We start from the raw sequence: 25,377 nt of genomic DNA, 5'->3' as shown, positions 1-25,377 counted from the left end.
GTAGCCGATGAGATGAAACCATACCTATGTTGGAAGAGAAAATAAGCTTAATCATTGCAGAAGATCATGTGGTGCTGCGCCAGGGACTCAGGGCGTTGTTGGAGAAAGACACCGATCTGGAGATAGTGGGTGAGGCTGAAAATGGGCGTGAAGTGCTCCATTTGCTCGCAGAAAAGCAGGTAGACATTGTGCTGATGGATGTGAACATGCCGGTGATGGATGGCTTTGAGGCCACAGCCGAGATTCGCAAAAACTTCCCGGAAACGAAAGTAATCGCCCTCTCGATGCACAGTAATTTGCCCTTTGTGCAGAAGATGCTCGACAGTGGTGCAGCCGGCTACCTGCCCAAAACCGCCAACAGCAACGAGTTGAGCGCTGCCATCAAACTGGTAGCCAGTGGCACGCGCTACATCAGCGGAAACCTGTCCATACAGCTGTTGGAACAATCTATTATGAAGGAGGGGCAGTACGTGCAAAAAGCCGGTGCTGACAAGGGCCTATCGAAACGGGAACTCGAAGTGTTGGCGCTTGTGGCGGAGGGCTACACCAATGTAGAGATTGCCGACAAGCTCTTTACCAGCAAGCGCACCGTCGAAACGCACCGCCAGAACATACTGGAGAAGACGCAGGCCAAAAACACAGCTAGTCTGATCAAATACGCTGTCGAAAACGGAATCATCTAGCGCAAAATCCTGTATAAACGCCTGCACCTTTGGCCTGCTAGAGCTATACCCGTACACTTCGAAATGTCCCAGCTATACCTAAACCAAGGTATACGATCTACAGGGGCAGGGTAATTTTTACTTGGGTGCCCAGGCCGGGAGCAGTATTGAGGCTAAATGTACCGTTCAGCAGTTCCACCCGGTTCTTGATGGAGCTTAGCCCAATGCCTTTTTTCAGAGAGACAGCGGGGTTGAATCCGCGGCCATTATCCTCTGCTATAAGTATAAGGTATTGGCGCTGCGCCCGCAGCAGCAGACTTGCCTCGGTGGCCTGCGCGTGGCGAATGATGTTGTTGGCCATTTCCTGGGCAACGCGGTATACCACCAACTGCAGGTGCTTGTCCAGGTGCTTGGGCAGGTTGTAAACCAGGCACTGCATCTGCAATGAGGAGTTGCTGAGCAAATTGCCGATTTCTTTAAAAGCCGTTTCCAGCCCGAACTGCTCCAGCAGGGCAGGGGCAAGCTGGTGCGACAGGCCCCGCGTCTGCCTGATCGCTTCATCGAGTATCTGTTCTACTTGCCGGATGGGGTTTGCCTGGCTGTCCTTTTTGGGTTGCTGGCTCAGGTAGTGGCTCAGGTGTAACTTGGCCGTGTATAGAATCTGCCCGACGCCATTGTGCAATCCCTCTGAAATTCTTCTTCTTTCCTCTTCCTGCGCATCGAGTATCGTCAGGAGGTTGGTTCGTTGTTGGTCGAGGCGCATTTGCAGGTTTTCCTCTTCCAGCATTTTCAGCTCGTTGATGTCCTGCACGACGCTGATGAAATGGGTGGGTTTACCCGAATCATCCCGCCTGAACACTTTTCCCCGGCTGCGGTACCAAATGGCTTTTTCGTCATCGGAAACGCGGTACTCCAAGGTATAGGCTTCGTGATCCGGAGTTGTCCTGAACCTGTCGATGAACTCCTGAAGCTTTTGCCTGTCCTCCGGATGCGAACGGCTCATCAATTGCTCGTAGTCGATTTGCAGTGTTTCCTGGTAACGCTCCTGGTTGCCGGAGTAGGGATTTTGGTTCACAAACTCCACTTTGTTGGAAAGCAGATTGAAGATCATGATAAAGTCGGGCGTGGCCTCCGTGATCTGCTCAGCAAAAAGTTTGCTCTCGTTCAGCTCATGTGTCCGTTCCGCTACCAGCTGCTCCAGCGATTCGTTCAGTTCCTGTAGTTGCTGTTCGGCCTGTTTGCGTAGCGTGATGTCGCTGGCCGTGCCAAACCACTCTTTGATGTTCCCCTGCTCGTCCAAAACAGGTATAGCACGCGACGCGATCCAACCCACTGTTCCGTCTGCCTTGTATACCTGATGTTCCAGCTCAAAAATGCTTTTCGTCCGGATGGCTTCCCGAACCTTCGCTGTCACAAACGCCCTGCCTTCAGATGGGATGTAGCCATCAAACCAATAGTTGGTTGGCTCTTCTGGCTCCGGAAGAAAGTTTCTGCCGGTCAGCATGTGCAGTTGGCTCCAGTCGGCGCTTATTTTGTAGATCATATCCGAACTGGCCGTCACAAACAGCCTGAACTGCTCCTCGGATTGCCGAAGCGCTTCCTGGCTCTTTTTGCGCTCGGTGATGTCGGAGAAAATGACGGCCACGGTGCGTTCTTCCGGCTCTCCGATGCGGAAGGCGTAGAGTGAAAAAATATGCTGCAGTGCCTCAGAAGCTTCCTCGAACCGCAGCGGGATTCCGCTTTTAGCCACCTGGTCATATATCTCAATCCATTTCGGCTCAATGTCAGGGGCCAACTCCCGGATGGTTTTGCCTGCGACAGCGCGCAGTCCGGTGTTACGCTCAAAGGCCTGGTTCACCTCCAGGTACTGGAAGTCCACAGCTGTTCCGGACGCATCATAAAGCAACTGAATAATGCAGTAGCCTTCGTCCATAGAGTTGAACAGGTTGTGGTATTTGTCTGTCGCTTGTTGCGCCACTTCATCTTTCAGGCGCAGTACTTCCTGTTCATTCTCTTTCTGCTCCGTGATATCGTCCCAAACGTGCACCAGGCGTTCTGCATCGAGCCGGGCATTGGAGATCAGGATCCACCGGTTCAAGCCCAATAGCTCCCGCTGAATGACATAGCTGTTGGCCTGGCCGGTCTCCAGCACGCTCGAGAACTCGGCAATCTGCAGCGATCCGGCTTCACCGTGGTCGCTCAGAAGCTGCCCCGTCATGTCGTGGCCACCGAGTGCTTCCAGCGTTCGTCTGTTGATGAACTCGTGCACAAAATCCAGGATGTTACCTTGCCCGTCGCGCACAGCTTTGTACACGGCCATCCCCACGTTGGGAGCGTCCAGGATGCCTTGCAGCAGGCTTTTGCTTTGCTGCAGCGCCTGTTCGGCTTTTTTGCGTTGTGTGATGTCGTGAGTTGTGGTGGCTACGCCGTCGTGCAGTTTAACCGTTGACTGATGGAACCAGCCGTCAAACTGTTCATACGTGTAGTGCCGTTCGCTCTGGTCGGGTATACCTGTTTCAACTACCTGCCTGAACGTGTCGAAGATGCCCTCGCGCAGCACACCCGGATTGTGCGTCAGCAGGCTTTTGCCTACCACGTCCCCGTAGATTTCTTCTGAGGTATGGTTGTTCAGGATCCATTTAAAATCAACGATCTTTCCGTTTTCATCCCGCACTGCTTCAAACACCTGGATCATGTCCAGGGAGCTGTCGATGGTGGTTTTGAGCAGCTCCTCATTCTGCTTAAGCTCCTGCTCGGCCTTGGTCCGGTCGGTGGCATCGTGCACCAGGCCGATCAGTTTCACGGCCTGGCCGGCGTCGTTGCAAACCACATGCCCGAGTATTTCGAGTGTGCGCAGCGAGCCGTCGGGGAGTTGGATGCGGCGGGTGTACTGGTAAGGAGTGTTATGATCAACGGCCCGCTCGATTACCGCTTTGATCACGTGCAGGTCGTCTGGGTGGGTGCGTCGGTTTACAAAATCCATAGACGGCCCGAAAGATTGCCGCTCTTCACCAAATAAGCGGGAGAGTTCGTCTGAAAATTTTATTTTTTGGGTGGTAAGATCCAGCTCGTAGCAACCCGGGATTTCTGTTTTTTTCGTGGATCGGCGCGTAGTGGCGGGTACGATACTCCTTTGCGTATAGGCCTGTTCTGTTACTTGTTGCAGCCTGTGAATGATGTACGCTACCTCTCCCTGTTCGTCGGTTACCGGCGAGTTGAGCACTTTCCAGTACTTGTGGACAGGGGCATTCGGTATAGAATTATCTGCTTTCTCACACTGCTGCAGCTCTAAGTGTTGGGTCTGCCCTGTTTGGAGCGCCTGTTGCAGCGAACTGGTTAGGGACACAATGGCACCTACTTCCATCGCCTTACCATCCAGCACCTCGCTGAATCCTCTGCCCACGATTGCCTCCCGAACGGTGCCGGTGGCCTGCAGGTAGGCATCGGAGGCAGTCAGTATCTGCAGCTCAGGAGAGAGAATCAGGTATAGGTCTGGCACTTGCTCGAATGCTTGTAAGACTGCCTGGTGAAGCGTGGTGGTAGAGGTCATGGACAGCGTTTGTTTTTCAGGTATAACGGACGAAGGATGGTTGACGAGTTTCGCGGCCTTCCCAAGCTACTAATTACAGGCTGCCTGCGCAAACGGCTTGCTGCCTCCGAGCGGTATTTGCAGCACAGGTAGGATAGTTTGCGCCGAAATTGTCGCCTGGCATCTGTTACAATCAAATGTACTAAGAGGGCTCTTCTTGACAGGCTAATGAGCTGAACAGATTGGTTTATACCTGCTTAGGTTTTAGTGTTTGTACGGGTCGTAGTACCAGGTATACGTGTCTGGTGTTAAAGGAGTAGTACTAAATACGTAGGTCGGTCAAAAAACCCTTAAATTTCCAAATTTGTCAGTTAAAGGAAACAAATTACCGGCTTTGCAGCTATAGACTGCGTATACCTACACAAAACGCGACAACCTAAAAGACATTTGCCCATGCTACTGGCGATGTCACTCGTTCACCCTGAAAACAATTTAAAGATGACACACATAAGGCTTTTGCTTTTGAAAGAGCTACAGGAATTGGCTATAGGCCTGCAGAAGGGAAATAAACTCCTGATGAGACAAAAAGGTGGCATCCTGATGTGCCAATTTGTGATGGGAGGACTCGTTCGCCACTTGGCCGAAGTTCGAAGTGAGCTTTTGATCGAGGCGCTTCTGCAAAAAGGTATGGGAGGGATCGTTGAAGGGAAACACTACCATGCTTTCTTACACGGATTCAAAGCGATGACCCTGCACGTGAAATCACAGTGGCTGCTCCATGAGTTGGAGTTGGAACAGCACGAGGCAAGCGGTGACTACTTGCGGGCCTTCGTCGCCTAGCTGAGGAGGCGGGAGGCAGGCAGTATGTGTTTACCATATCTGTGCAAGGGCCGTTGCCTGGAATCGTCAAAGGGGAGGAAGTCAAAAAGCCAGACAGCAGACACTGTCTGGCTTTTTGAATGCAGCGCTAAGCCGGAAACCTATCCTTCAATTGAAGGTATACGTACTGCTGAAAAGCAGCTTTTTCAAATCCATTTTCAGGTATGGCGACAGCAAATAAATCTCTCCATAAAAAGGCGCAGCAGCTCGGATACCCCATCCCCAAAGGTATACTGCTGGCCATTGGGGGCAAAGAGAGCAAGAATGAAGAACGTCCGGATTCGCAGGAGGAGAACACCAGTTTCATCAGCGAACAAATACTCAAGCGTTTTGTGAAGGAGCTCCGTGGCAAAAATCCCTTGGTATTGGTCGTTCCGGCCGCTTCCAGCGACCCGGAGCCGGCCGCTGCAGAGTACTTGAATTTATTCCACGAACTGGGAGTGAAAAATGTCAAAAAGCTGGATATCAGAACCCGCGACGATGCCAAAGACCCTGAGAAGATTGAACTGATTGACGAAGCTGCCGGCATCATGCTCACAGGGGGTGATCAGCTCCGACTCACCTCCATACTGGGCGGTAGCCCGTTGCTGGAGCGCATCAAAGAGCGCTACATGAACTCGAAGTTGGTGGTGGCCGGCACAAGCGCCGGGGCATCGGCCATGTCGACCAACATGATTTACAGAGGCGAGGCACAGGGCGGCATGCTCAAAGACGAGATGAGTTCGACCGCCGGACTGGACCTGCTCAAGAACGTAGCCATCGATACGCATTTTATTGACCGGGGACGCATCATCCGGATGGCGCAGGCCGTGGCCCAGAACCCGGGCTGTATCGGCATTGGCCTGGAAGAAGACACGGCGATACTAGTGAAGGACGGCATTGAGGTAGAAGTGGTTGGCAGTGGTCTGGTCACCATTCTGGATGGCATGGATATCAGCAGCACAGACATCTACGACATAGACCCAGGAGACCCCTTTACCATCTATGACCTGGAGATGCACCTGCTGGGCGACGGCAAAACCTACACCATACCTGCCTATAACAAAACGGCAAACGGCGGGAAAAAGTCAGCAGCCTGAAGCAGCCCCCGTCAAAAAATCGCTATCGGGCAGGCGCGTTAGCTTCAGCCAGTGGGGGAGAATCCCACATCGAAACCAGGCTATACTTAGCCCAGGATATAACTGCAATCATCAAGCCTGAGTAAAGGAGGAGATGCAATCCAAAAGACAAAGACCTACCAAAGAAGAACTGGCGGCGGCTGGCGGGAGAACCTTGCCTGATATCATTGCCCCTAATCTTAAAGTCCTTTTCAGCGGCATCAACCCAGGGCTCTACACGGCTGTAGTTGGGCACCACTTTGCCCGCCCGGGCAACCGCTTCTGGCCGACCCTGCATGCGGCGGGGTTCACGCCCCGGCTATACCTGCCCGAAGAAGAAAGACGTTTACTGAACCTGGGCTTAGGTATAACCAACATCGTAGACCGGGCCACGGCCAATGCCGCTGAGTTGTCAGCGACGGAGTTAAAAGAGGGAGCGTTCAAGCTGGAGGAGAAAGTGATGGGGTACCAACCACAAGTGCTGGCCTTTTTGGGCATATCCGCCTACCGAGTGGCCTTCGGAAAAGCAACTGCAGGTATAGGAATGCAGGAGCAGACCATCGGGAACACGAAGCTGTGGGTGCTGCCAAACCCCAGCGGCCTGAACGCGCATTTCCCGCCCCGGAAGCTGGCTGAGGTCTACCAGGAGCTGCGCCTCTTTGTCGATTCGCTCTAGTCGGATTCGAACTTACACCTCCGTCTCGGGTTGTCTTTGCCGCAGCACTTTGTTATCGATGGAGTAGCGGCCGGGCCCCTTGATCATGAAGAATAGGATAAGGCCCGTGAAGAAGACCGTCAGTATCAGTTCTGTATTGGCTAGCTGAATCCCACTTTGCTGCGGGCCCACAATCAGCAGCGCGCCGACCAGGACCGGGATCTGACAGAGCAGGGCCAGGCGCGTGAGCATCCCGAAGGCGATCATCAGGCCGCCCACGATGTGCACCATGCTGGTGAGGATATGGGCCTTGCCTGTCTGGCTAATGCCCTGCACGGCGCCGAAGAGTTGGAAGACATCGGAGATGTGCTCCAGAAAAAACACACCCTTTACGAACAGGAAAAGACCAAGGAGGATTCTGAGGCCGTCCATCCAGACCGGGTTGTTGGCGCTGTTGATGCGGCGGCTGTGGCGGAGTTCGTTTGCGAGTACCATGGCTGTCAGGATTAAATTAAACAATGGCGCTATACCTATACTTACGTTCAGGCCTGCTATACCGTTTATTTACCATGTTACTGAAGTCGTTTGGCCAGTAAATTCTGCTTTTTGGCGGAATTGCTTTTACAATTGTAGATACAAACGTAGCTTTGCAAACCGAATGAACATTCAATTGGGGCGGAGTTTATGGAGCACATGTCGGACAAGAAGCGCGCTATCTTCAAGAGCACGATGGAGCTGGTCAGAGAACGAGGCTTCCATGGAACGCCCATGAGCCTGGTCGCCAAGCATGCTGGGGTGGCCGCGGGCACCATTTACCACTACTTCGAAAGCAAGGAGCAGCTCATCACCGAACTTTTTGACTACGCCCAGCAGCAGGTCATTGCAGTGGTGGAGCGGGAGAGTGGCTCCGACGTCCCGTTCAAAGACTGCTTCTTCCGGCTCTGGAGCGGCCTTTATACCTTTTACCAGAACAATCAGGACCTGCTCCGGTTCTTTGAGCAGTTCGTCAGCTCCCCTTACAGTGCGGGTATGCCGCCCCTAGAGGAAGACAGGTACTATACTGTGCTGTTCGCATTTTTTGAGCGCGGCATTCAGGAGGGAGCCCTCAAGCCGGTAAGCCCCAAGATTCTGGCCACGCTCACACACAGCAGCATCCTGTCCACAGCCAAGATGACGGCCAGCGGCCGGCTGGAGCTGGACAGCGGAGAACTCGACCAGATCCTACAGCTCATCTGGAACGGCATAGCCCAGGACAGCTAGCCAGCCCAATGCAAAACCATAACCCAGCGCTTATACCTATACCTTGATCCTATGCCCGGACAACTAAATGAAACATGAAAGAAAAACTAAAGCTGCAGGAGCACCATCGGCTGCGGCATCTGCACGTTAAATACTCAACCAAAAAGCTGAATACCAAACCTATACATGAAGCTAAAAACCTATTTTAAACCTTTGCTGCTAGCCTGCCTGCTGGCACCCGGCGCCCTGCTTGCCCAGGACAACAAGGGTGCGGCAACGACGGACAGCCTGACACTGGAGCAGGTCGTGCACTTTGCGCTGGAGAATGCAGCCACTATGGAGCAGGTCCAGATCGACGAGCAAATCGGCAACAGAGAGGTTAGAGCCAGTCTGGCAGGCTGGTTTCCGCAGATCAACGCCAATTTAGGCGGCACTTACAACATCAGGCGGCCACAGCAGCCAATCGGGGGCGAGATCATCACCTTCGGGCAGAAGTACAACTCCAGCATCGCCCTGCAGGCCACACAGAACATCTTTGACAACAACCTGTTCCTCGCTTCCAAAGCGTCCAACTCCAGAAGGTTACTGCTCGAGCAGCAGGTGACGGACACCCGCATCAACACGGTGGTGGAGGTGAGCAAGGCTTTCTACAATGTGCTGCTCACCAAGGAGCAACTGCGCATTTTGGACCAGAACATTTCGCGCCAGGAAAAGCAGTACAACGACGCCAAAAGCCGCTACGAAGTGGGGCTGGTGGACAAGACGGACTACCAGCGCGCCGCCATTACCCTGGCTAACATACGGGCAGACCGCAAGCGGGTGGAGGAAAGCATAAAAGCCAACCTTGCTTACCTGAAGCAATTGATGGGCTACCCGGTGGAGCAGGACCTGAAGCTGACCTACAACTATGGCCGCATGGAGCAGGAAGTGCAGGTAGACACTACCCAGCTGCTGGCTTTCGACAGCAGGATAGAGCTGCAGCAGTTGCAGTCACAGCGCGAACTGCTCCGCCTGAACACAGCCTACAACCGCTGGAGCTTCCTGCCTACGGTTTCTGCCTTCGCCAACTACAACCTCATGTACTTCAATAACGAGTTCGCCAACCTCTATAGCCAGCACTTCCCGAACTCATCGGTGGGCCTGCAGGTCGCGCTCCCTATCTTCCAGGGCGGCAGGAGGTTCCAGAACCTGAAGATCGCGCAGCTGCAGGAAGACCGCCTGGATGTGCAGATCGAGGATACGCGCCGGGCCATCAACACCGAATACCAGACGGCGCTGGCCAATTACAAAGGCGATTACACCGAGTGGCGCACAGTGCAGCAGAATCTGGAAATGGCCGAAGAGGTATACGAGATCATCAAACTGCAATACGACGAGGGGGTGAAGGCTTACGTGGACCTGATCGTGGCGGAAACTGAGCTGCGCACCACTCAGCTTAACTATTACAATGCCCTTTACAGTGTGCTCTCTAGCAAACTGGATCTGCAGCGGGCCCTGGGAAACATAGACATCAACCGATAAAATCAGAGAAACTGGATAATGAAAAATAAGTACGCCTGGCTGTTTGCAGCCATCCTCAGCCCCACTCTGCTCGTGTCATGCGGCGGTGACAATGCCGGACAGCAGATGAACCCGATGGCCATGGCCGTTCCGGTGAACACGATTCAGGTGAAACAGGAAAGCGTGACCGGTCGCGACACTTACCCGGCTACCGTGGTGTCGCTGCAGGAAGTAGAGTTGCGCCCGCAGGTTTCGGGCTACATCACCAACATTTTTGTGCAGGACGGGCAGCGTGTCAAGAAAGGGCAGAAGCTCTACGAAATAGACCAAAACAAGTACCAGGCAGGTATACAGCAGGCGCAAGCCAGTCTGCAGAGTGCCAAAGCCAACCTGGCCCGCGCCGAGAAGGACCTGGAGCGCTACGAGCGCCTGGCCGAGCGCGACGCCATCGCCAAGCAGCAGGTAGACTATGCCCGCACCGATGTGCAGACCGCACGCGCGCAGGTGACGGCCGCACAGGCACAGGTACGCAGCGCCTCCACCGACCTGAGCTATTCGGTGATCAACGCGCCCTTCAGCGGTACCATCGGCATCTCCCAGGTAAGGGTAGGAGCGCAGGTGTCGCCGGGGCAGCCCTTGCTCAACACCATTTCCTCTTCCGACCCGATTGCGGTTGATATTGTGATAAACGAGGGTGAACTGGGCCGTTTCGGCAACCTGCAGCAGGGCAAGCAGCCTGATTCGCTTTTCACCATCCGCTTCAACAACGGCGAGCAGTACGAGCACAACGGCAAGCTGGTCGCCATTGACAGAGCCATTGGCCGCCGCTCGGGCACTACGACCGTGCGCGTGCAGTTCCCCAACCCGGACGAAAGATTGGTGCCCGGTATGACCGTGAGTCTGGATGTATTGAACCAGGACCTGGGCAACCAGATCGTGATTCCGTTCAAGGCGGTGACGGAGCAGCTGGGCGAGTACTACGTGTATGTGGTGCAGGGCGACTCGGTGGTGCAGCAAAACGTGGAGCTGGGCACGCGTGTGAACAGCAGCATTGTGGTGCGCGAAGGCCTGAAAGAAGGGCAGCAGATCGTGACCGAAGGTATACAGCGCCTGCGCCAGGGAGCCAAGGTGCAGCTGGGCGGGCCGGAGCAGGGCAAGCCGCGGGCAGGAGCCGCCAAATAAGTTAGAGACAGGTCTTTCAGAAGAAGATTAACAGATATTATGATTTCAGATGTATTTATAAGAAGGCCCGTCACCGCCATGGTGATCTCGATCGTGATCGTATTGGTGGGATTTCTGGCCATGCTGAATTTGCCCGTTACCCAGTACCCGGATATTTCGCCGCCCTCTGTTTCGGTGTCGGCCAACTATACCGGTTCGGATGCCCTCACGGTAGAGCAGGCGGTGGCCACGCCAATCGAAACGCAGATCAACGGTACGCCGGGCATGGCCTATATTTCGTCCACGAGCACGGGTACCGGCCAGATGAACATGTCGGTGACCTTCGAGATCGGGACTGATATTGACATTGCCACGCTCGATGTGCAGAACCGCGCCAGTATTGCGGAGCCGACCCTGCCGGAGGATGTGCGCCGACTGGGCGTAACCGTGCGCAAGCGTAACCCGAGTATCATGATGGTGATCGGTATTTACTCCCCGAAGCGTACGCACGACATCCAGTTCCTCGACAACTACACCAACATCTACATCAAGGATGCCTTGATGCGTGTGAGCGGGGTGGGCGATATTTTCTCAATCGGCCAGGACTTCAGTATGCGTATCTGGCTACAGCCGGATAAACTGGCCCAGTACAACATCGGAGCCAGCGAGGTGACGGCAGCCATACAGGAGCAAAACCTGCAGGTGGCGGCCGGTACGGTGGGTAACTCGCCGCAGTATAGCTCGCAGACATTCCAGTACCCGATCACGGTAACAGGCCGTTTGCAAACGCAGGAAGAGTTCGGCAACATCATCGTGCGCACCAATCCCGCTGATGGTTCTGTAGTTTACATGCGCGATGTGGCGCGAATCGAGTTTGGCCGCTTCGACTACGGACGCGAATCCAAGATCAATGGCAACCCGGCCACCATGATGCTCATCTACCAGGCACCGGGCAGTAATGCCCTGGGTACAGCCGAGGGCATCTACGCCGCACTGGATGATCTGAGAGAGACTTTCCCGGCCGACGTGGACTACATTGTTTCGTTTGAGACGGTGTCCGTGGTGCAGGTGTCGATCAACGAAGTGGTGATGACGCTGATAGAAGCGCTCATCCTGGTGATCATTGTGGTGTTCCTGTTCCTGCAAAGCTGGCGCGCCACGCTCATTCCGATCCTGGCTATACCTGTGTCCATCGTCGGTACCTTCATTTTCTTCATTCCGCTCGACTTCACGATCAACACACTGACACTATTCGGTTTCGTGCTTTCGATTGGTATTGTGGTGGACGACGCCATTGTGGTGGTGGAAGCGGTGCAGCATAATATTGACCACGAGGGGCTCTCGGCTAAAGAAGCCACCCGAAAGGCGATGAAAGAGATTACGGCCCCGGTTATTGCGATTGCCCTTATCCTAGCGGCCGTGTTTATACCGGTGGGCTTTATACCGGGCATCGTGGGCCGACTGTACCAGCAGTTTGCGATCACCATTGCCATCTCGGTACTGATCTCGGCCTTTGTAGCCCTTACCCTGACGCCGGCACTCTGCGCCCTGATGCTGAAGCCGATGAACGTGAACAAGGACTCGCGTGGCATCAACAAGTTCTTCTACAAGTTTAACAACTGGTTTGCCCGCACCACCGAATCTTACTCTGTAGGCGTGCGCAAGAGCATCAAAGCGACCCCGCTGGTACTCATCCTGCTGGTATGCCTCTATGTGGGCACGTTCGGCCTGTTTGTGAACAAACCAACCGGCTTTATACCTACCGAAGATGAGGGCCGCATGTTCGTGTCGATCGAGTTGCCAGAGGGCGCTTCTGCGAGTCGTACAGCAGCTGTTCTGAACCAGGTGGCAGAGCAGATGGCCACCATTCCGGCCATCCGCAACTATACCTCGGTGGCCGGCCTCAACGCCATCAACTTCTCGTTCAAATCAAACAGTGGTACCTTCTTCGTGCAGCTGCAGCCCTGGGATCAGCGGAAGGATGAATCGGAGCAACTGCAGGGTGTGATGGCTGCGCTGCAGCAAAAGGTAGCCGGTATAAAAGAGGCCAATATTCTGGTGGTGGCACCACCGGCTATACCTGGTCTTGGTGCTTCGGGTGGTTTCACGTTTGTGTTGCAGCAACGCCGGGCAGGCGATGTGAAAGAACTGGAACAGGTAATGGGCCAGTTCCTGGGAGCGGCTAACCAACGTCCTGAAATTGCCATGGCTTACAGCTTCTTCACGGCCAAAACGCCGGGCTACCACGTGGACGTGGACCGCGAAAAGGCCAAGCGCCTCGGTGTGAACATTGCCGATATCTATGCCACGATGTCGACCTACATGGGTAGCCGCTACGTGAACGACTTCACCCGCTACGGCCGTAACTTCAGGGTGGTGGCGCAGGCCGACACGGCCTACCGCATGGACATCGAAAGCCTGAAGCAGTTCTATGTGATGAACCGCCAAGGCGAATCCGTTCCTTTGAGTGCTTTGGTAACGACCCGGGTGGTGGAAAATGCACCTGTTATCTCACACTATAACCTGTTCCGTTCTGTGGATATAAACGGTAGCGCAGCGCCGGGCTACAGCTCGGGCCAGGCCATTCAGGCCTTGGAGGAAGTGGCGGAGCAGGTGTTGCCTGCAGGGTATGGCTACGAATTCTCCGGCCTGAGCCGCGAGGAGATTGCAGCAGGCGGCAGCACGATCTACATCTTCTCGCTTTCCATCATTCTGGTGCTCCTGTTGCTGGCAGCACTGTACGAAAGCTGGTCGGTACCGTTCTCAATCCTGTTCGCCATTCCGCTGGGTATGTTCGGGGCGATACTTGCCCTCACACTACTGCCTAAACTCGACAACAACGTGTATGCGCAGGTAGGTATGATCACGCTGATCGGTCTAGCGGCCAAGAACGCCATTCTGATCGTGGAGTTTGCCAAGGAACGCGTGGACCGCGGCATGGAACTGATCGCAGCAACCATCGAAGCCGTGAAGCTGCGTCTGCGTCCGATCATCATGACTTCGCTGGCCTTTATCCTGGGTGTGGTTCCGTTGGCCTTGTCCTCCGGTGCGGGCGCCGTGTCGCGCCAGACGATTGGTTGGGTCGTAATTGGTGGTATGCTGGCCGCTACCTTTCTGGCGATCTTCGTGGTGCCAGTACTGTACGTGGTTATCACGCGCCTTGCCTACGGCAAGAAAGGCCTGGCCGAACTGCGTGCCAAAGGCGATAACCTACCAGATGAAGAAGGTGGTGATCCTGCTTATGTAAATCCGTGATTTCTTTGACAAAGGAATTTTAGACAGAGGACTAAAGACACTTTGATCCTGCTATAAATAAGAAGCCCCGGCCAAACGGTCGGGGCTTTTTTTGTTTTGTAAGGGTGAGAGAGTTGCTATATCTATACCTAGGACAGTTCAAAACAAGACAATTCCTTTATTATTATTTGTCATCCTGAAAGGATCCTGGTTATGAACCACATCGGCTCAGTATCTGGGTTTAGGCCTGATGCCGGTTACTTGAGGGCTTAAGTCTTACCAATTTGTCATCTCGACATCATGGAGAGATCTGGATTTTTTTAGAGCTTAGCTAGATTCCAGATTTCTCACTAGCGTTCGAAATGACATTAACATGCGAAAGTTGACCGAATGCGGAAGGGGTTCTTGGTCTCAAAAGTTATTTGCAAAAAGACCCTTATCAAAAACTCCTTTGTCAAAAATTCAATGACCTGCTATACCTTCGTCTTCTCCAGCAGCCGCTCCAGCCAGAAGATCAGGAACAGGGCAACCAGGTTGACGCCGATAAATTTGAGGCCCAGGTCGTCGCCGATGCTGAAATGAAAAGAGGAGAGGGCCAGCCTGAATTTTAGGGTCCAGCCTTCCACCATATCCACGCCCACCCCGACGCGCAGGCCTGCCACATACTGAAAACCGTAGGCGCCGAACGAGAAGTACACAACCTGCAGTACCTGGTTGATAATGGAAAGCACAAGCCCGCGCCGGAGGTTGCGGAACAGCATGCGCCCGCAAAGGATGGAAAAGATGTAAAGTCCGCCGGCGAACAGGCCGATGCGGAGCGCCATTTGATCGACGACCATTTCGCCGCTGAACATCACCCAGATGGTAAGGGCTATACCTAAAATGCCGCCGATGATTTGGTAGAGCGCGATGGCTCTGATCTGATTATTCAAGTTTTTTTGTTGTCCGGTCATGCGATATTCTTAATCTGCAAGTTAGCGAATTTAGCGCTGAAACTGCTCGCAAATGCAGTCCTATCAATCCATAGACTGACTATACCTGTTGCCGGGAAAAAGAATAAATCAGCTTTCCTTCCGAGGATATTTCGCTGTGAATGACTACATTTCAAGAAAGGAAGGTGAAATTTCAACAGGACACATCAGGTCAGAGGCAGGTATGCTAAACAAAAACAGTAGTCAGCTTAAAGTCGGGCTTTATGCCGCCGTAGTGGTATTCTTGGCCTATACCATGATCTTCGGCTTCCGGAAGTCGTTCACCGTGGCCACCTTCGACGGCATTGAGATTGCCGGGTATAGCTACAAGACCTTGCTGGTGATTAGCCAGGTGCTCGGCTACCTGCTGGCCAAATTCTACGGCATCAAGTACATCTCCGAGCTCAAACGGACCGGTAGGGGCGCCGTCATCCTCCTCCTGACAGCTATAGCCTGGGCCAGTTGGCTGTTTTTTGCCCTGGTGCCGCCGCCTTACAACATCGCTTTCCTCTTCATCAACGGTTTTCCGCTCGGCATGCTCTGGGGCGTCGTCTTCTCGTATGTGGAGGGCAGGCGAAGCACCGACTTTATTGGGGCAACGCTGGCCGTGAGCTTTATTTTCGCCTCCGGCTTTGTCAAGTCCGTGGGTGCCTGGCTGATGGTGGAATTTGGCGTATCGGAATTCTGGGTGCCTTTCTTCACTGGTTTGGTATTTGCGCTGCCGCTACTGCTTTTTGTTTTCCTGATGGAGCAAATTCCGCCGCCCAGCGAGGAGGACATTCGACTAAGAACCGAGCGTGCGCCCATGACCGAGGAAGACCGGAAACGCTTTATAAAAGAATTTCTGGCAGGCATCGTGGTCTGTGTGCTCATCTACTGCTTTGCCACCATCTTCCGGGACATACGCGATAACTTCGGCGCCGAAATGTGGAAGGAACTGGGTTACTTCGATCAGCCGGCCATCTTCTCGAAAACCGAGACGCCCATTACCCTGATCATCCTGGTGCTGATCGGCAGCATGGTGCTCATCAGAAACAATTACAAGGCCCTGCAAACAGCGCACGTTTTTATTCTGATCGGCTTTGCCATCGCCGGCATTTCGACGGCTCTTTTCGCAGCGCAGTCCCTGGACCCGGTGTGGTGGATGATGCTCGTCGGGCTGGGGCTATACATGGTCTACATCCCCTTCAACGCCGTCTTCTTCGACCGGCTGATCTCCACATTTAAGTATACCGGCAACGTGGGCTTTCTGATCTACCTGGCGGACTCGTTCGGGTATGTGGGCAGCGTGGGCGTGTTGTTCAGCAAGGAGATTTTTCAGGTACAGCTCAACTGGGTCACCTTTTTCTCGAACAGCGTGATTGGGCTCTCCGCCATCGGTATCCTGCTGACCGCCTTTTCCATGCTTTACTTCGGCAGAAAATATGAGCGAATGAAAGCCCGCGAAGAGAGCACTGCCGTCACGGTACAGGTATAGCCTGTCCGCCTTTGGAGCCTGCAGGCAGGTATAGCTTCTTACTTATTGAGGAAGCGGTAGAAGATTAAACCGCCTGCTGTATAGCACAGCACGTCTGCCCAATCGGAGGTATAGCGGGGCATGAAAGTGGGGAAGAACAGCTCGAAGGCCAGGGAAAAGTAGACGACCGTAAAGGCCACGTGGTACCAGGAGAAGCGCAACTGCGATCCGTAGAAGAAGCGAAGAATAAAGCGTGTGACCGTGAGCACCAGCGGCAGGCAAAGTAGGTCGTCCAGGTAATGCTGCACCCACCAGGACCTCGGCAGTTCGAGCCAGCGCCAGACCAGGTGCCCCAGGTATAGCGCCGTGAGCAGCCAGAACAAGGGGCTAAGCGTGCGCCAGTTCAGCCGGCCAGCAAGGCGATCAGCCATAAGATAAACGAAATGATGGACACGAACGCGATCTGGAATCCCAGCCCGATCCGCTTGAAGAAGCTTTTGTACCACGGATCGTTTGGGTTGATCTGAATAAATTTTAGCGACAGATGCTCGTCTTCCGCTAGTTTACGCTCCTCCCGGGCCTGTTGACGGGCAACGGCAACAGGGTCAAGCACGCTGTTGCAATGCTCACAGCGGTCGGTCGGGTTTTGGGTCCAACGGGACCACTGGCCGCAGTTTGGACATTTTTTGGTAGCACTCATAGGCAGTCTGGTTTCTTCTTCCCCCAGCAAGCACTGAAACGGGCGGACGTATTGACAAACAAGGTATAGCCGAAGAAATAAAAATTGCGGCTTACTCAATGGAGTTTATGCAAAGATACAATCTTTTAGCTAATTTAGCTCCAAAGAGCTAAAATGAAAAAGAAGATCATTGACCAGGCGGTGGCGGTCTTTAACCGCAAGGGCATCAGCAAGACCACGCTCCGGGATATAGCCCGGGAACTGGCGATCAGCGACGGGCACCTGCGGTATTATTTCAAGACGAAGGAAGAGCTCGTGCACGCCACTTTTTCGGAGATGGAGCAGGAGATTAGCGCCCTAGCCGCCGCTACAGGCGCCACGAGCGCTTTCGATGTGCAGACCCTGGTGGCGCCACTGACAAGCGTTTACCGGATCATGTACCGCTACGTCTTTTTCTTCTCTGAATCCACGGCCATACTCGAGACATTCCCCAAGGTATACGTGGCCTACGAGCAGCTTTTCCAGAATCGCCGGCAAATGTTTCTCGCACTCTTTGAGCAGTACAAACGGGAGGGCGTGTTTGAGGACAAAGTGGAAGTTCACCTCTTTCCGCTGTTGTTTGAGCAAGTGTTCATCCTGTCAGACAGCTGGGTAAGGTATGCGCGGCTGCCGCAGTACGGGCACCTGAGCCAGGAAGAGCACATCAAGCATTACGTGGCTGTGACAGTGGCGCTGCTGCTCCCATACTTCAATGCCGATCTGCGGGCCCAGGTATCGGATTGGCTGAAGCAAGCTGGTTCCATGCCTTCCTGATAACGTGCCGGGGCCTGACCATACCTTTGAACGTCCGGTTGGGCAGGAGGGCTATACCTCTCAGCGGTCGCCATTCTTACTGATGAAACTGATGTGACCGTCCGCCTCCACATGCGCCGATTTCACTTCCCTGATGTCCGCTATACCTTCTCTCCGGAGGTGCTCCATCAGTTCCTCTTCCGTCAGGAACTCACGCCGCATGTTCCGCCGCAGCAATTTGCCATCCTTCACCACCAGCAGCGGCGGGTAAGAAACGAGCTTTTCTATGGCCGGGAAATAATAGCTCAGGGAGTTGATGACATAATTGAGCGCAAGCAGCGTCAGGATAACGACAAAGCCTTCGGTGACGGTGGAGTAGCCTCCAAGGGAGTGCGTGGCTGCCTCCGAGATCAACAAAACGAAAAGCAGGTCCATAGTGGCCAGTTCGCCACCGGTTCTGCGTGGCACAATGCGCAGCAGCAACAGGATACCCAGGTATAGCGCCACGGCCCGCAGTATCAACTCGGCTAGAGGTTTCTCGATTTGGAATAGATCGGCAAGGTTTATCTGAAGTAGCTCCATGTCTGTTAGTGCATCATTACCAGAAGTGTCTATAAACACTGTTCCTCCTGGCCGCATCTGATGGAGGGCGAGGAGGAACAGTGCAGTATACGCCAGAAGAGGCAAGCGGATGCCGTTATTGAAGTGGTAAAGGTATGGTTACGCAGGCAGTGAATGGGTATTTGTAGTAAGCGCGCTTCCTGATTTTATGATTTCAGCGTAAAAGCTAGTAGTCTAACTTAAACAACAGACAGGATGAAAATAGGAATAACCGGAGCTACGGGGCACCTTGGGCGGCTCGTTGTAGCAAAGATGAAAGAAAAAGGCGCCGCAGGTGATCTGGTTGCGCTCGTTCGCTCCCCTCAAAAGGCAGCCGACCTGGGTATAGAAGCCCGTGAAGCAGATTATGACAAGCCCGAAACACTCAATCGCGCCCTGGAAGGTATAGACACGCTGCTGCTTATTTCGGGAAGTGAAGTTGGGAAGCGTGCCAAACAGCACCAGCACATCATCGACGCGGCAAAGCAGAATGGCGTGCAGCGCATCGTTTATACCAGCTTGCTGCACGCCGACACCTCTTCGGTTAGCCTGGCAACAGAGCACCGCGCTACCGAGCAGGCCCTGAAGGCTTCCGGAATTCCGCACACGCTCCTCCGCAACGGCTGGTACACCGAAAACTATACGGGCTCCATCCAAGGCGCGCTGGGTGGCGGGGCTGTTATTGGCAGTGCGGGAGAGGGCAGGATTTCGGCGGCCACGCGAGAAGATTATGCCGAGGCGGCAGTTGCCGTACTGACCAGCGAAGGACACGAGGGCAAGGTATACGAGCTGGCCGGTGACGAAGCATTTACCCTCAAAGAGTACGCTGCGGAGCTGTCCCGGCAGACCGGACGGGATATACCTTACAAGAACTTGCCTGAGGCGGAGTATGCGGCTGCGCTGGCCGGCTTTGGTATACCTGAGGAAATGGCAAAGGCGATTGCAGGTTGGGATATTTCCGTGTCGAAAAACGACCTGTACGATGACAGCCGGCAACTTTCCAAACTCATCGGGCGACCCACTACGTCGCTTTCGGAGGCGGTGGCCGATGGCCTGAACGCGGCCTCAAAGGCAGGATAGGTTCCTGCGCGATTACTCTAAATTGTAGTGGGAGACCTGTGAAAATTTAAGTGGCAGGCCGGCTATACCTGTAGCCAGTCTGCCACTTTTGTTATTGCCTCACCGCTGATCTGGTGGCCCATGTCCTGTTCATGGTACGTTAGCTGCACGCCTGCCTCCTGCAAATACTCCTTCGCCTTGCGGGCGTAATGCACAGGCAAGGTGCTGTCCTGCGTACCGTGTGAGATAAAGACTTTGAGCTGCTTCAAGGCTTCATTGGGCTGCACCAGCGGCCTGATTTCCAGCAGGATTCTTCCGCTGAACCCTACTATACCTGCCACAGACTCCGGCTGCGTCAGCCCGATGCTGAAACTCATGATGGCGCCCTGGCTGAAGCCTCCCAGGTATACGGTGTCCAGGTTATACTTTTCCTTCACCTGACGGATGAAATGCTGAATGGCCTCTCTGCTCTTGGCCTCCTGTTGCGCATTGATCTGCGGCTTGCCCGAAGCGAAATCTACCTCATACCAGGCATAGCGTCCGGCTCCCAGCACAATTGGCCCGCGCGGTGAGATCACTATGAAGTCATCTGGCAGATAGGGAGCCAGTTGAAACAAATCCTGCTCATTGCTTCCCACGCCGTGCAGCAAAATCACCGCCTTTGGCTGCGTGGCTGCGCTGCTGCCTGGTCGCACCAGGTAGGGGAGCGACAGGTCATTCTTGATCGTTTCTATTGTTGCCATAGTATATCATTTTTTAGTGAAACGGGCCCGCAATACCGCCTTAGCCGATCATCACCGAGGTCATGGTCAGGGAACCGGCCACTACTTTGTCGTTAAAGAAGGAGACGACGTCCTTGCTGCCTTTCAGGCCCAGGGTATAGAGCAGCGGCCAGTAGTGTTCCGGCGTAGGTATAGCCAGCATGGCTTCGCGGCCGAGTCGCTCGTATTTGATCAGCTTGTCGTGCTGACCGTTAAGGATTAAGTCTTTGAAAGTCGTGTTCATTTGCACCGCCCAGTCAAAGCCGTATTCGGTTTCGTTCAGTTTATCCCAGGCCACCATGCGCAGGTTGTGCACCATGTTGCCACTGCCCACAATCAGTACGCCTTTCTTACGCAGAGCAGCCAGTTCTTTGGACAGATCGTAGTGGTACTGTGCCCCTTTGGTATAGTCGATGCTGAGCTGCAGCACCGGGATGTTGGCCTCGGGGTACATGTGCCGGATAACGGTCCAGGCGCCGTGGTCAAGGCCCCAGTCGTGGTCCATTTCTACAGCCGTGGACTTGATGATGGAAGCGGTTTCCTTGGCCAGCTCCGGGCTGCCGGGTGCTTTGTACTGCACGTTGAACAGCTCCTGCGGAAAGCCGCCGAAGTCGTGGATGGTTTTCGGGAAATCCATGGCCGTGATGCGGGTGCCTTTGCTCAGCCAGTGAGCCGACACCACCAGCACTGCCTTGGGTGTGGGAATCTCTTTGGCCAGCTGGGCCCATTTGCGGCTGAATTCGTTGTCCAGAATACCGTTCATAGGGGAGCCGTGCCCCATAAAGAGGACGGGCATCAGCTGCTCCTGCTCACCCAGGTTGTCGGTAAATTTGTTGAAAGCTGATAAGGTCGTCATACCTGCTACTCCTGTTAAAAGTGTCTTGATAAACTGTTTCCGTTGCATAACAGCCTGATTAAATTATAGCTGCCTCCAGAGAGAACCCTTCCCGGAGGCAGCTATTTTATTTTTGATTACTGTAAAGAATATCGCTTGACGTAGGCTGGTTTCATTACCCTTTGCTGGAGCAGATAATCCAGGGAGTACCTGCCGCTGCCTGTCAGTAGTAACCCGATGTAAGGCAGCAGGTATAGGAGCCCCAGTTCCTGCTTTGCAAAAGGGTCTGCCGCATGCACCACAAACACCGCCACCACCATGGTGATGATCAGGGGGATGCTGGCCAGCCGGGTGCCCAGGCCAAGCAGAATCAGCAGCGAGCAAACCACCTCGGAGAATACGGCCAGTGCGAGTACAGCTGTAGCGCTTAATCCGAAGAGGGCCGGAAACTGAACCGGATCACCCGATAGCAGCATGCCCAGCTTTGGCCATCCGTGTACGAGCATCAGGGCTGCAATGCCTACCCGGGTAAGCAGAAGGGCCACATCAATGCTGTTGGCACTCTGGTGCACGTTGAATAGTTTTTTCATGGCTGATTCTTAATATAAATTACTGGATAAACTCGCCGTCCGCCTTGATGCGCACTTCGTCGCTAATCATCGGGGCTGGGAAACCGCTACCCAGGTTGAAGTCAGAGCGCTTGATGGTACCTGTTACCTGGAAACCGGCTGTCTGCTTCTTGTTCATGGCGTTCTCTACTGTGCCGTTGTATTTCATGTCCACTGTCACAGGTTTTGTCACGCCGTTCAGGGTCAGGTTGCCTGCCAGTTTGTAGGTGTCTTTGCCAGCCTTCTTAATGGAGGTGCTCTTGAAGTTCATGGTCGGGTATTTCTCTGCGTTGAAGAAATCCGGGCTCTTCAGGTGATTGTCTCTGTCCGTTACGCGGGTGTTGATGGAAGCTGTCTTGGCAGTCAGCTCTACCACGGCGTCACTGAAATCCGGCTTGGTGGAGGTGATTTTCACATCGAAATCATCAAACGTGCCCGAGATGTCGGAGATGCCCAGGTGCTTCACGGTAAAGCCAAGCTGCGAGTGCGCATCATCGTTTGTCCAAACAGAGTTCAGGGTGGTAAAAGCTGTCAGTGACAGGAATGCGAATAAAATCAAGGATAACCTTTTCATAAAATGTGTGTGATTTAAGTGTTTATAGATATAAGAATGATTCGATTATTGATGCAGGATCTTCCAGCCTGCCAGCCAGTTGTAGTCGTACTTCATGTTCAGCTGAATGAGAAGCAACTGCATGCGCTCCAGCGTTCCGCTTACTGACAGGTCACCGGCCACAAGTGGGTTGAAACCGGCCGTTTCCACCAGTTCAGAAACTGTTTGCAGGGCGTCAAGGTCGTTGCCGGCAATAAAAGCGTCCGCCTGTTTCCCGTCGATCACGGGTGTGGCGAAGTCGGCGGCAAACGTGGTGTTGAAGGCCTTAATCACTTTGGAATTGGGCAGTAGTTTCTGCAGCTCTTCTGCCGCGCTGGTATCCGGCGCGGTTACCAGGCCATTGAAGAAATCGTTCAGCGGATTGGCAATGCTGATGACGATCTTCTGGTTAGCCACTTCCCTGATCTTCTCGGCTACTTCTTTTTCGGCAGCGTAGGGAATGGCCGCGATGATGATGTCCGCTTCCCAGGAAGCGTCCTTGGAGCAGTCCGATGCCTCTACTTCGGCATCCGGGTTGCTTTCCTTTATTTCGTAAGCTACCGTTTGCACCTTGTCGAGGTTGTTGGCGCAAAGCAGCAGCCGGTAGTTACCCTTCGACAGGCTCCTGGCTACAGCAGCTCCCATGTTACCGGAAGCGCCTATAATGGCTATGGTTTGCTTTGTCTTCATATTGGTAAATAATTAACAATACAAAGGTACGGCCATAGGCAGGCGCAATCATTGAGCCCAGTCAAGAAAGGACGTTGATTTAAATCAATGCTTTTGTGATAAATGTTGGTTACTACCTGGAGGAGATGCGCTTGCGGATGCGGCTCAGGGTTTCGGGGGTGAGGCCCATGTAGGAGGCGATCATGTGCTGGGGAACGCGCTGGGCAATGTGCGGGTAGAGGGTGATGAAGTCCTGGTAGCGTTCCTCCACAGAGGCGCTGATGGTGGAGGTGAGGCGGCGCTGCATGGCCAGGTAGGCGCCCGTGATGTTGAGGCGGGTGAAGGTTTCGTACTTGGGCATCGTCTGGAGCAGCTCCTCGTGCGCCGACTTGCTGATGATCACCAGTTCTGAGTCTTCGAGGGCGTCGATGTTGTAGGTGGCAGGCTCGCCGGTCAGGAAGCTGTAGAGGTCGGAGATGGTCCAGCCCTCCAGCCCGAACTGGATGATGTGCTCGTTGCTGTTTTCGTCCACAGAGTAGGCGCGCAGGGCCCCCTTCTCCACAAAGGCGATCATCTTGCACACATCGCCTTCCTGCAGCAGGTACTGCTTCTTCCGGAGCTTCTTCAGGGTCAGGTAGGTTTTGATCTGTTCCTCTTCCTCTTCCGTAAGCTGGACTTTACTGTTTAGGTTCTGAAAGAATAGTGTGTACATCACAAGACCGTTATTATTTTATAAGGCAGGGGGTATCTATACCTGCATCAGCAACTTATACCTGGGGCTAATTTACGAATTATTCTGCCCTTTCCGTTTTCTTCGCCGCTTTCTCTCCGTGGTCGTATAAGGCCTGAACGCACACTGCAGCCCTATAGATTAAATCGCGCACAACCAGACGCGCAGCAATAGCCTGTCTTGGCCAGCTATCTGCTTCTGAACGGACAGTGCCAAATTTTATAGTGCGCGACTGTTGTTTTCTTATCTTTGTGCTTCGTTACTTTTAATTAGCGGGATGATTACTGTATCTGACAACCAATTCTACGAGTTAGCCTACGACCCTCAAAAGAATCGTATTTACATGAGGATCAACAATTACTGGAAATCTCCAGACGTGGTGCCCAATTATTTGAACGATTGGAATAAAGTGATTAGCCTGGCGGCGCCGGGCTTTACCCTGCTGGCAGATTTCCGCAACATGATCACGCATCCTGCTTCCGTAAAAGAACTGCACGAAGCGGTGGCCAATAAGTTGTTTGAATCCCGGATCTCCTATGTAGCCGAAGTGTCCCCCACCGATCGGATAGCCGTGCTGCAGGTGAGCGGTGTGTGGAAGCAGATCGGGAAGGGAAGCATAAAAGTAGCCGACGTCGTGCTGGGCGAGAACATCCTCGATCAACTGACAGAGGCCAAAGCCTAGGAAGCCTCTCTACCGTCAGCTGCTTGCGCGGTCTAAATCCTCAAAAAATACTGCCTAACTGATGATGCCGCAGCCAGACATGCTGCGGCTTTTGCATTCAGGGCTTTTATGTCGGGTGCTATACCTATGGCGCAGCTGCTCTGTGCCAGCGTTCGGAATCAGCTCTCTTCTACACGTTCTGTTTCTTTGGCTGGTTTCTCTCCCAAAAACTCTACCCAGGCCTTGCGGATGCACGGATAGTGCTTGGAGGCTTCCACCAGGTTCATAAAGGCGACCAGATTGCCTTCAAATCGTTTGGCCAGCGTCTTGTCCTTCAAGCTGCCATCCTCCTCAAAAGCCTGGGGCGCGATTGCCAGCGAGAACATATCGGGGTATACCCGCGTGCCCAGGTGCTCGAACGGAACACGCAGCGCCCAAAGCCCGCGGTTGCCACCCGCCATGGAGGAAGAAGCGGACAAGAGCAAGGCATGGTACTGGTGGAAGGGCTGCGGCCGGAAACGGGAGGTCCAGTCGATGATGTTCTTCAGGTTGCCGGGCATGGAGCCGTTGTACTCCGGCGATGAAATGATCATGGCATCGTTTGCCAGAATGCGTTTCTGAAACTCCCTGGCCCCATCCGGATGGAAACCGTCTACTTCCAGGTCCTGGTTAAAGGTGGGGCAGTCGAACTCGGCCATGTCAGCAAAGTCCACGGTGCCACCATGTTGCTCAATTACCTTCACGGCCAGTTTTGCCAGTATAGTATTCAAAGAGTCTTTTCGGAGTGAGGCCGAGAAAACCAGAAAACTGGTGTGCTCCCGGCTTTTATTTTGTTCTTCTGCCATGGCTATCTTTTTTTATTTTGTTAAACGGGAGCCCACTAAAAAGTTTTAAGCAGGTCGGGGCGATTGTCTGTACCAACAGATCCGAAGAGTCAGGTATAGCGCAAGGCAGCGCTGTAAGTTTCTCTACTACTATACCTGTTTGCGGAAAAGGCAACGTATAAAA

General features: G+C 53.7%; 25 protein-coding genes. 12 read left to right on the top strand and 13 right to left on the bottom strand.

The window, feature by feature from the left end:
* Positions 1-26: 26 nt before the first annotated feature.
* Positions 27-683, top strand: coding sequence for a response regulator transcription factor (locus tag B0B12_RS06285; RefSeq protein ID WP_076666697.1), 657 nt, complete (start codon positions 27-29; stop codon positions 681-683).
* A gap of 97 nt (positions 684-780) precedes the next feature.
* On the opposite strand, the gene B0B12_RS06280 is transcribed toward B0B12_RS06285, so the two are convergent.
* A complete protein-coding gene (locus B0B12_RS06280; protein ID WP_076666695.1) occupies positions 781-4,212 on the bottom strand; it encodes a PAS domain S-box protein in 3,432 nt (1,143 codons plus the stop codon).
* A gap of 432 nt (positions 4,213-4,644) precedes the next feature.
* On the opposite strand from B0B12_RS06280, the gene B0B12_RS06275 reads away from it, so the two are divergent.
* The 3 genes from B0B12_RS06275 (at position 4,645) to mug (ending at position 6,843) form a co-directional block, all read left to right on the top strand.
* On the top strand, positions 4,645-5,031 hold the full coding sequence (locus tag B0B12_RS06275) for a hypothetical protein (protein ID WP_139337768.1): 387 nt from the start codon (positions 4,645-4,647) through the stop codon (positions 5,029-5,031).
* 203 nt (positions 5,032-5,234) lie between these two features.
* A complete protein-coding gene (locus B0B12_RS06270) occupies positions 5,235-6,149 on the top strand; it encodes a cyanophycinase (RefSeq protein ID WP_076666691.1) in 915 nt (304 codons plus the stop codon).
* A 133-nt stretch (positions 6,150-6,282) separates the two neighbouring features.
* Positions 6,283-6,843 carry a G/U mismatch-specific DNA glycosylase gene (gene mug / locus B0B12_RS06265; RefSeq protein WP_076666689.1) on the top strand — a complete coding sequence of 187 codons (561 nt, stop codon included), beginning with the start codon at positions 6,283-6,285 and terminating at the stop codon, positions 6,841-6,843.
* Between the two features lie 12 nt (positions 6,844-6,855).
* On the opposite strand, the gene B0B12_RS06260 is transcribed toward mug, so the two are convergent.
* Positions 6,856-7,317, bottom strand: a complete 462-nt coding sequence (locus tag B0B12_RS06260) for a DoxX family protein (RefSeq protein ID WP_076666687.1) — start codon at positions 7,315-7,317, stop codon at positions 6,856-6,858.
* Between the two features lie 189 nt (positions 7,318-7,506).
* Between B0B12_RS06260 and B0B12_RS06255 the strand changes: the two genes are divergently transcribed.
* The 4 genes from B0B12_RS06255 (at position 7,507) to B0B12_RS06240 (ending at position 13,977) form a co-directional block, all read left to right on the top strand.
* On the top strand, positions 7,507-8,082 hold the full coding sequence (locus tag B0B12_RS06255; RefSeq protein WP_076666685.1) for a TetR/AcrR family transcriptional regulator: 576 nt from the start codon (positions 7,507-7,509) through the stop codon (positions 8,080-8,082).
* Between the two features lie 165 nt (positions 8,083-8,247).
* Complete coding sequence (locus B0B12_RS06250) at positions 8,248-9,582, top strand: TolC family protein (protein WP_076666683.1); 1,335 nt, start codon at positions 8,248-8,250, stop codon at positions 9,580-9,582.
* 18 nt (positions 9,583-9,600) lie between these two features.
* Positions 9,601-10,743, top strand: coding sequence for an efflux RND transporter periplasmic adaptor subunit (locus B0B12_RS06245; RefSeq protein WP_076666680.1), 1,143 nt, complete (start codon positions 9,601-9,603; stop codon positions 10,741-10,743).
* A 39-nt stretch (positions 10,744-10,782) separates the two neighbouring features.
* Positions 10,783-13,977 (top strand): efflux RND transporter permease subunit, encoded by a 3,195-nt coding sequence (locus B0B12_RS06240; RefSeq protein WP_076666678.1) that lies wholly within the window; start codon positions 10,783-10,785, stop codon positions 13,975-13,977.
* Between the two features lie 452 nt (positions 13,978-14,429).
* Here the strand turns inward: B0B12_RS06240 and B0B12_RS06235 are convergent, their stop codons facing one another.
* Entirely contained in the window at positions 14,430-14,888 is a 459-nt protein-coding gene (locus B0B12_RS06235) for a hypothetical protein (RefSeq protein WP_244554611.1), read from the bottom strand.
* A 223-nt stretch (positions 14,889-15,111) separates the two neighbouring features.
* Here B0B12_RS06235 and B0B12_RS06230 point away from each other — a divergent pair, with 223 nt between their 5' ends.
* A complete protein-coding gene (locus B0B12_RS06230; RefSeq protein ID WP_076666674.1) occupies positions 15,112-16,404 on the top strand; it encodes a DUF5690 family protein in 1,293 nt (430 codons plus the stop codon).
* A 38-nt stretch (positions 16,405-16,442) separates the two neighbouring features.
* Here the strand turns inward: B0B12_RS06230 and B0B12_RS06225 are convergent, their stop codons facing one another.
* Together B0B12_RS06225 and B0B12_RS06220 are read right to left on the bottom strand one after the other, a co-directional pair.
* Complete coding sequence (locus tag B0B12_RS06225) at positions 16,443-16,814, bottom strand: hypothetical protein (RefSeq protein ID WP_139337767.1); 372 nt, start codon at positions 16,812-16,814, stop codon at positions 16,443-16,445.
* The gene (locus tag B0B12_RS06220; RefSeq protein ID WP_139337766.1) at positions 16,787-17,083 is read right to left on the bottom strand and encodes a hypothetical protein; all 297 of its coding nucleotides are present in this window, start codon (positions 17,081-17,083) and stop codon (positions 16,787-16,789) included. Before B0B12_RS06220 ends, B0B12_RS06225 begins: the two co-directional genes overlap by 28 nt.
* 153 nt (positions 17,084-17,236) lie before the next feature.
* On the opposite strand from B0B12_RS06220, the gene B0B12_RS06215 reads away from it, so the two are divergent.
* Positions 17,237-17,875 carry a TetR/AcrR family transcriptional regulator gene (locus B0B12_RS06215; RefSeq protein WP_076666668.1) on the top strand — a complete coding sequence of 213 codons (639 nt, stop codon included), beginning with the start codon at positions 17,237-17,239 and terminating at the stop codon, positions 17,873-17,875.
* A gap of 60 nt (positions 17,876-17,935) precedes the next feature.
* Here the strand turns inward: B0B12_RS06215 and B0B12_RS06210 are convergent, their stop codons facing one another.
* Positions 17,936-18,436: a DUF421 domain-containing protein gene (locus B0B12_RS06210; RefSeq protein ID WP_076666666.1), complete on the bottom strand. Its 501-nt coding sequence runs from the start codon at positions 18,434-18,436 to the stop codon at positions 17,936-17,938.
* Positions 18,437-18,670: 234 nt separating this feature from the next.
* Here B0B12_RS06210 and B0B12_RS06205 point away from each other — a divergent pair, with 234 nt between their 5' ends.
* Entirely contained in the window at positions 18,671-19,534 is an 864-nt protein-coding gene (locus B0B12_RS06205; protein ID WP_076666663.1) for an SDR family oxidoreductase, read from the top strand.
* A 62-nt stretch (positions 19,535-19,596) separates the two neighbouring features.
* Here B0B12_RS06205 and B0B12_RS06200 read toward each other — a convergent pair whose 3' ends face one another.
* From B0B12_RS06200 to B0B12_RS06175, 6 genes are all read right to left on the bottom strand, one after another.
* Positions 19,597-20,256, bottom strand: coding sequence for an alpha/beta hydrolase (locus B0B12_RS06200; protein WP_076666662.1), 660 nt, complete (start codon positions 20,254-20,256; stop codon positions 19,597-19,599).
* 40 nt (positions 20,257-20,296) lie between these two features.
* Entirely contained in the window at positions 20,297-21,130 is an 834-nt protein-coding gene (ygiD, locus tag B0B12_RS06195; RefSeq protein ID WP_076666659.1) for a 4,5-DOPA-extradiol-dioxygenase, read from the bottom strand.
* A 116-nt stretch (positions 21,131-21,246) separates the two neighbouring features.
* A complete protein-coding gene (locus tag B0B12_RS06190; RefSeq protein WP_076666657.1) occupies positions 21,247-21,699 on the bottom strand; it encodes a DoxX family protein in 453 nt (150 codons plus the stop codon).
* Positions 21,700-21,718: 19 nt separating this feature from the next.
* Complete coding sequence (locus B0B12_RS06185) at positions 21,719-22,291, bottom strand: YceI family protein (protein ID WP_076666655.1); 573 nt, start codon at positions 22,289-22,291, stop codon at positions 21,719-21,721.
* 45 nt (positions 22,292-22,336) lie between these two features.
* Positions 22,337-22,999, bottom strand: coding sequence for an NADPH-dependent F420 reductase (locus B0B12_RS06180; RefSeq protein WP_076666652.1), 663 nt, complete (start codon positions 22,997-22,999; stop codon positions 22,337-22,339).
* Positions 23,000-23,111: 112 nt separating this feature from the next.
* On the bottom strand, positions 23,112-23,690 hold the full coding sequence (locus tag B0B12_RS06175; protein ID WP_076666650.1) for a Crp/Fnr family transcriptional regulator: 579 nt from the start codon (positions 23,688-23,690) through the stop codon (positions 23,112-23,114).
* A 361-nt stretch (positions 23,691-24,051) separates the two neighbouring features.
* Here B0B12_RS06175 and B0B12_RS06170 point away from each other — a divergent pair, with 361 nt between their 5' ends.
* Positions 24,052-24,390 (top strand): hypothetical protein, encoded by a 339-nt coding sequence (locus B0B12_RS06170; protein WP_170871825.1) that lies wholly within the window; start codon positions 24,052-24,054, stop codon positions 24,388-24,390.
* A 158-nt stretch (positions 24,391-24,548) separates the two neighbouring features.
* Here the strand turns inward: B0B12_RS06170 and B0B12_RS06165 are convergent, their stop codons facing one another.
* The gene (locus B0B12_RS06165) at positions 24,549-25,214 is read right to left on the bottom strand and encodes an NADPH-dependent FMN reductase (protein WP_076666646.1); all 666 of its coding nucleotides are present in this window, start codon (positions 25,212-25,214) and stop codon (positions 24,549-24,551) included.
* Between the last annotated feature and the right edge of the window lie 163 nt (positions 25,215-25,377).

The organism is Pontibacter indicus (genome assembly GCF_900156345.1).
Classification (GTDB): Bacteria; Bacteroidota; Bacteroidia; order Cytophagales; family Hymenobacteraceae; genus Pontibacter; species Pontibacter indicus.
This window is presented reverse-complemented; position numbering and strand designations above follow the sequence as displayed.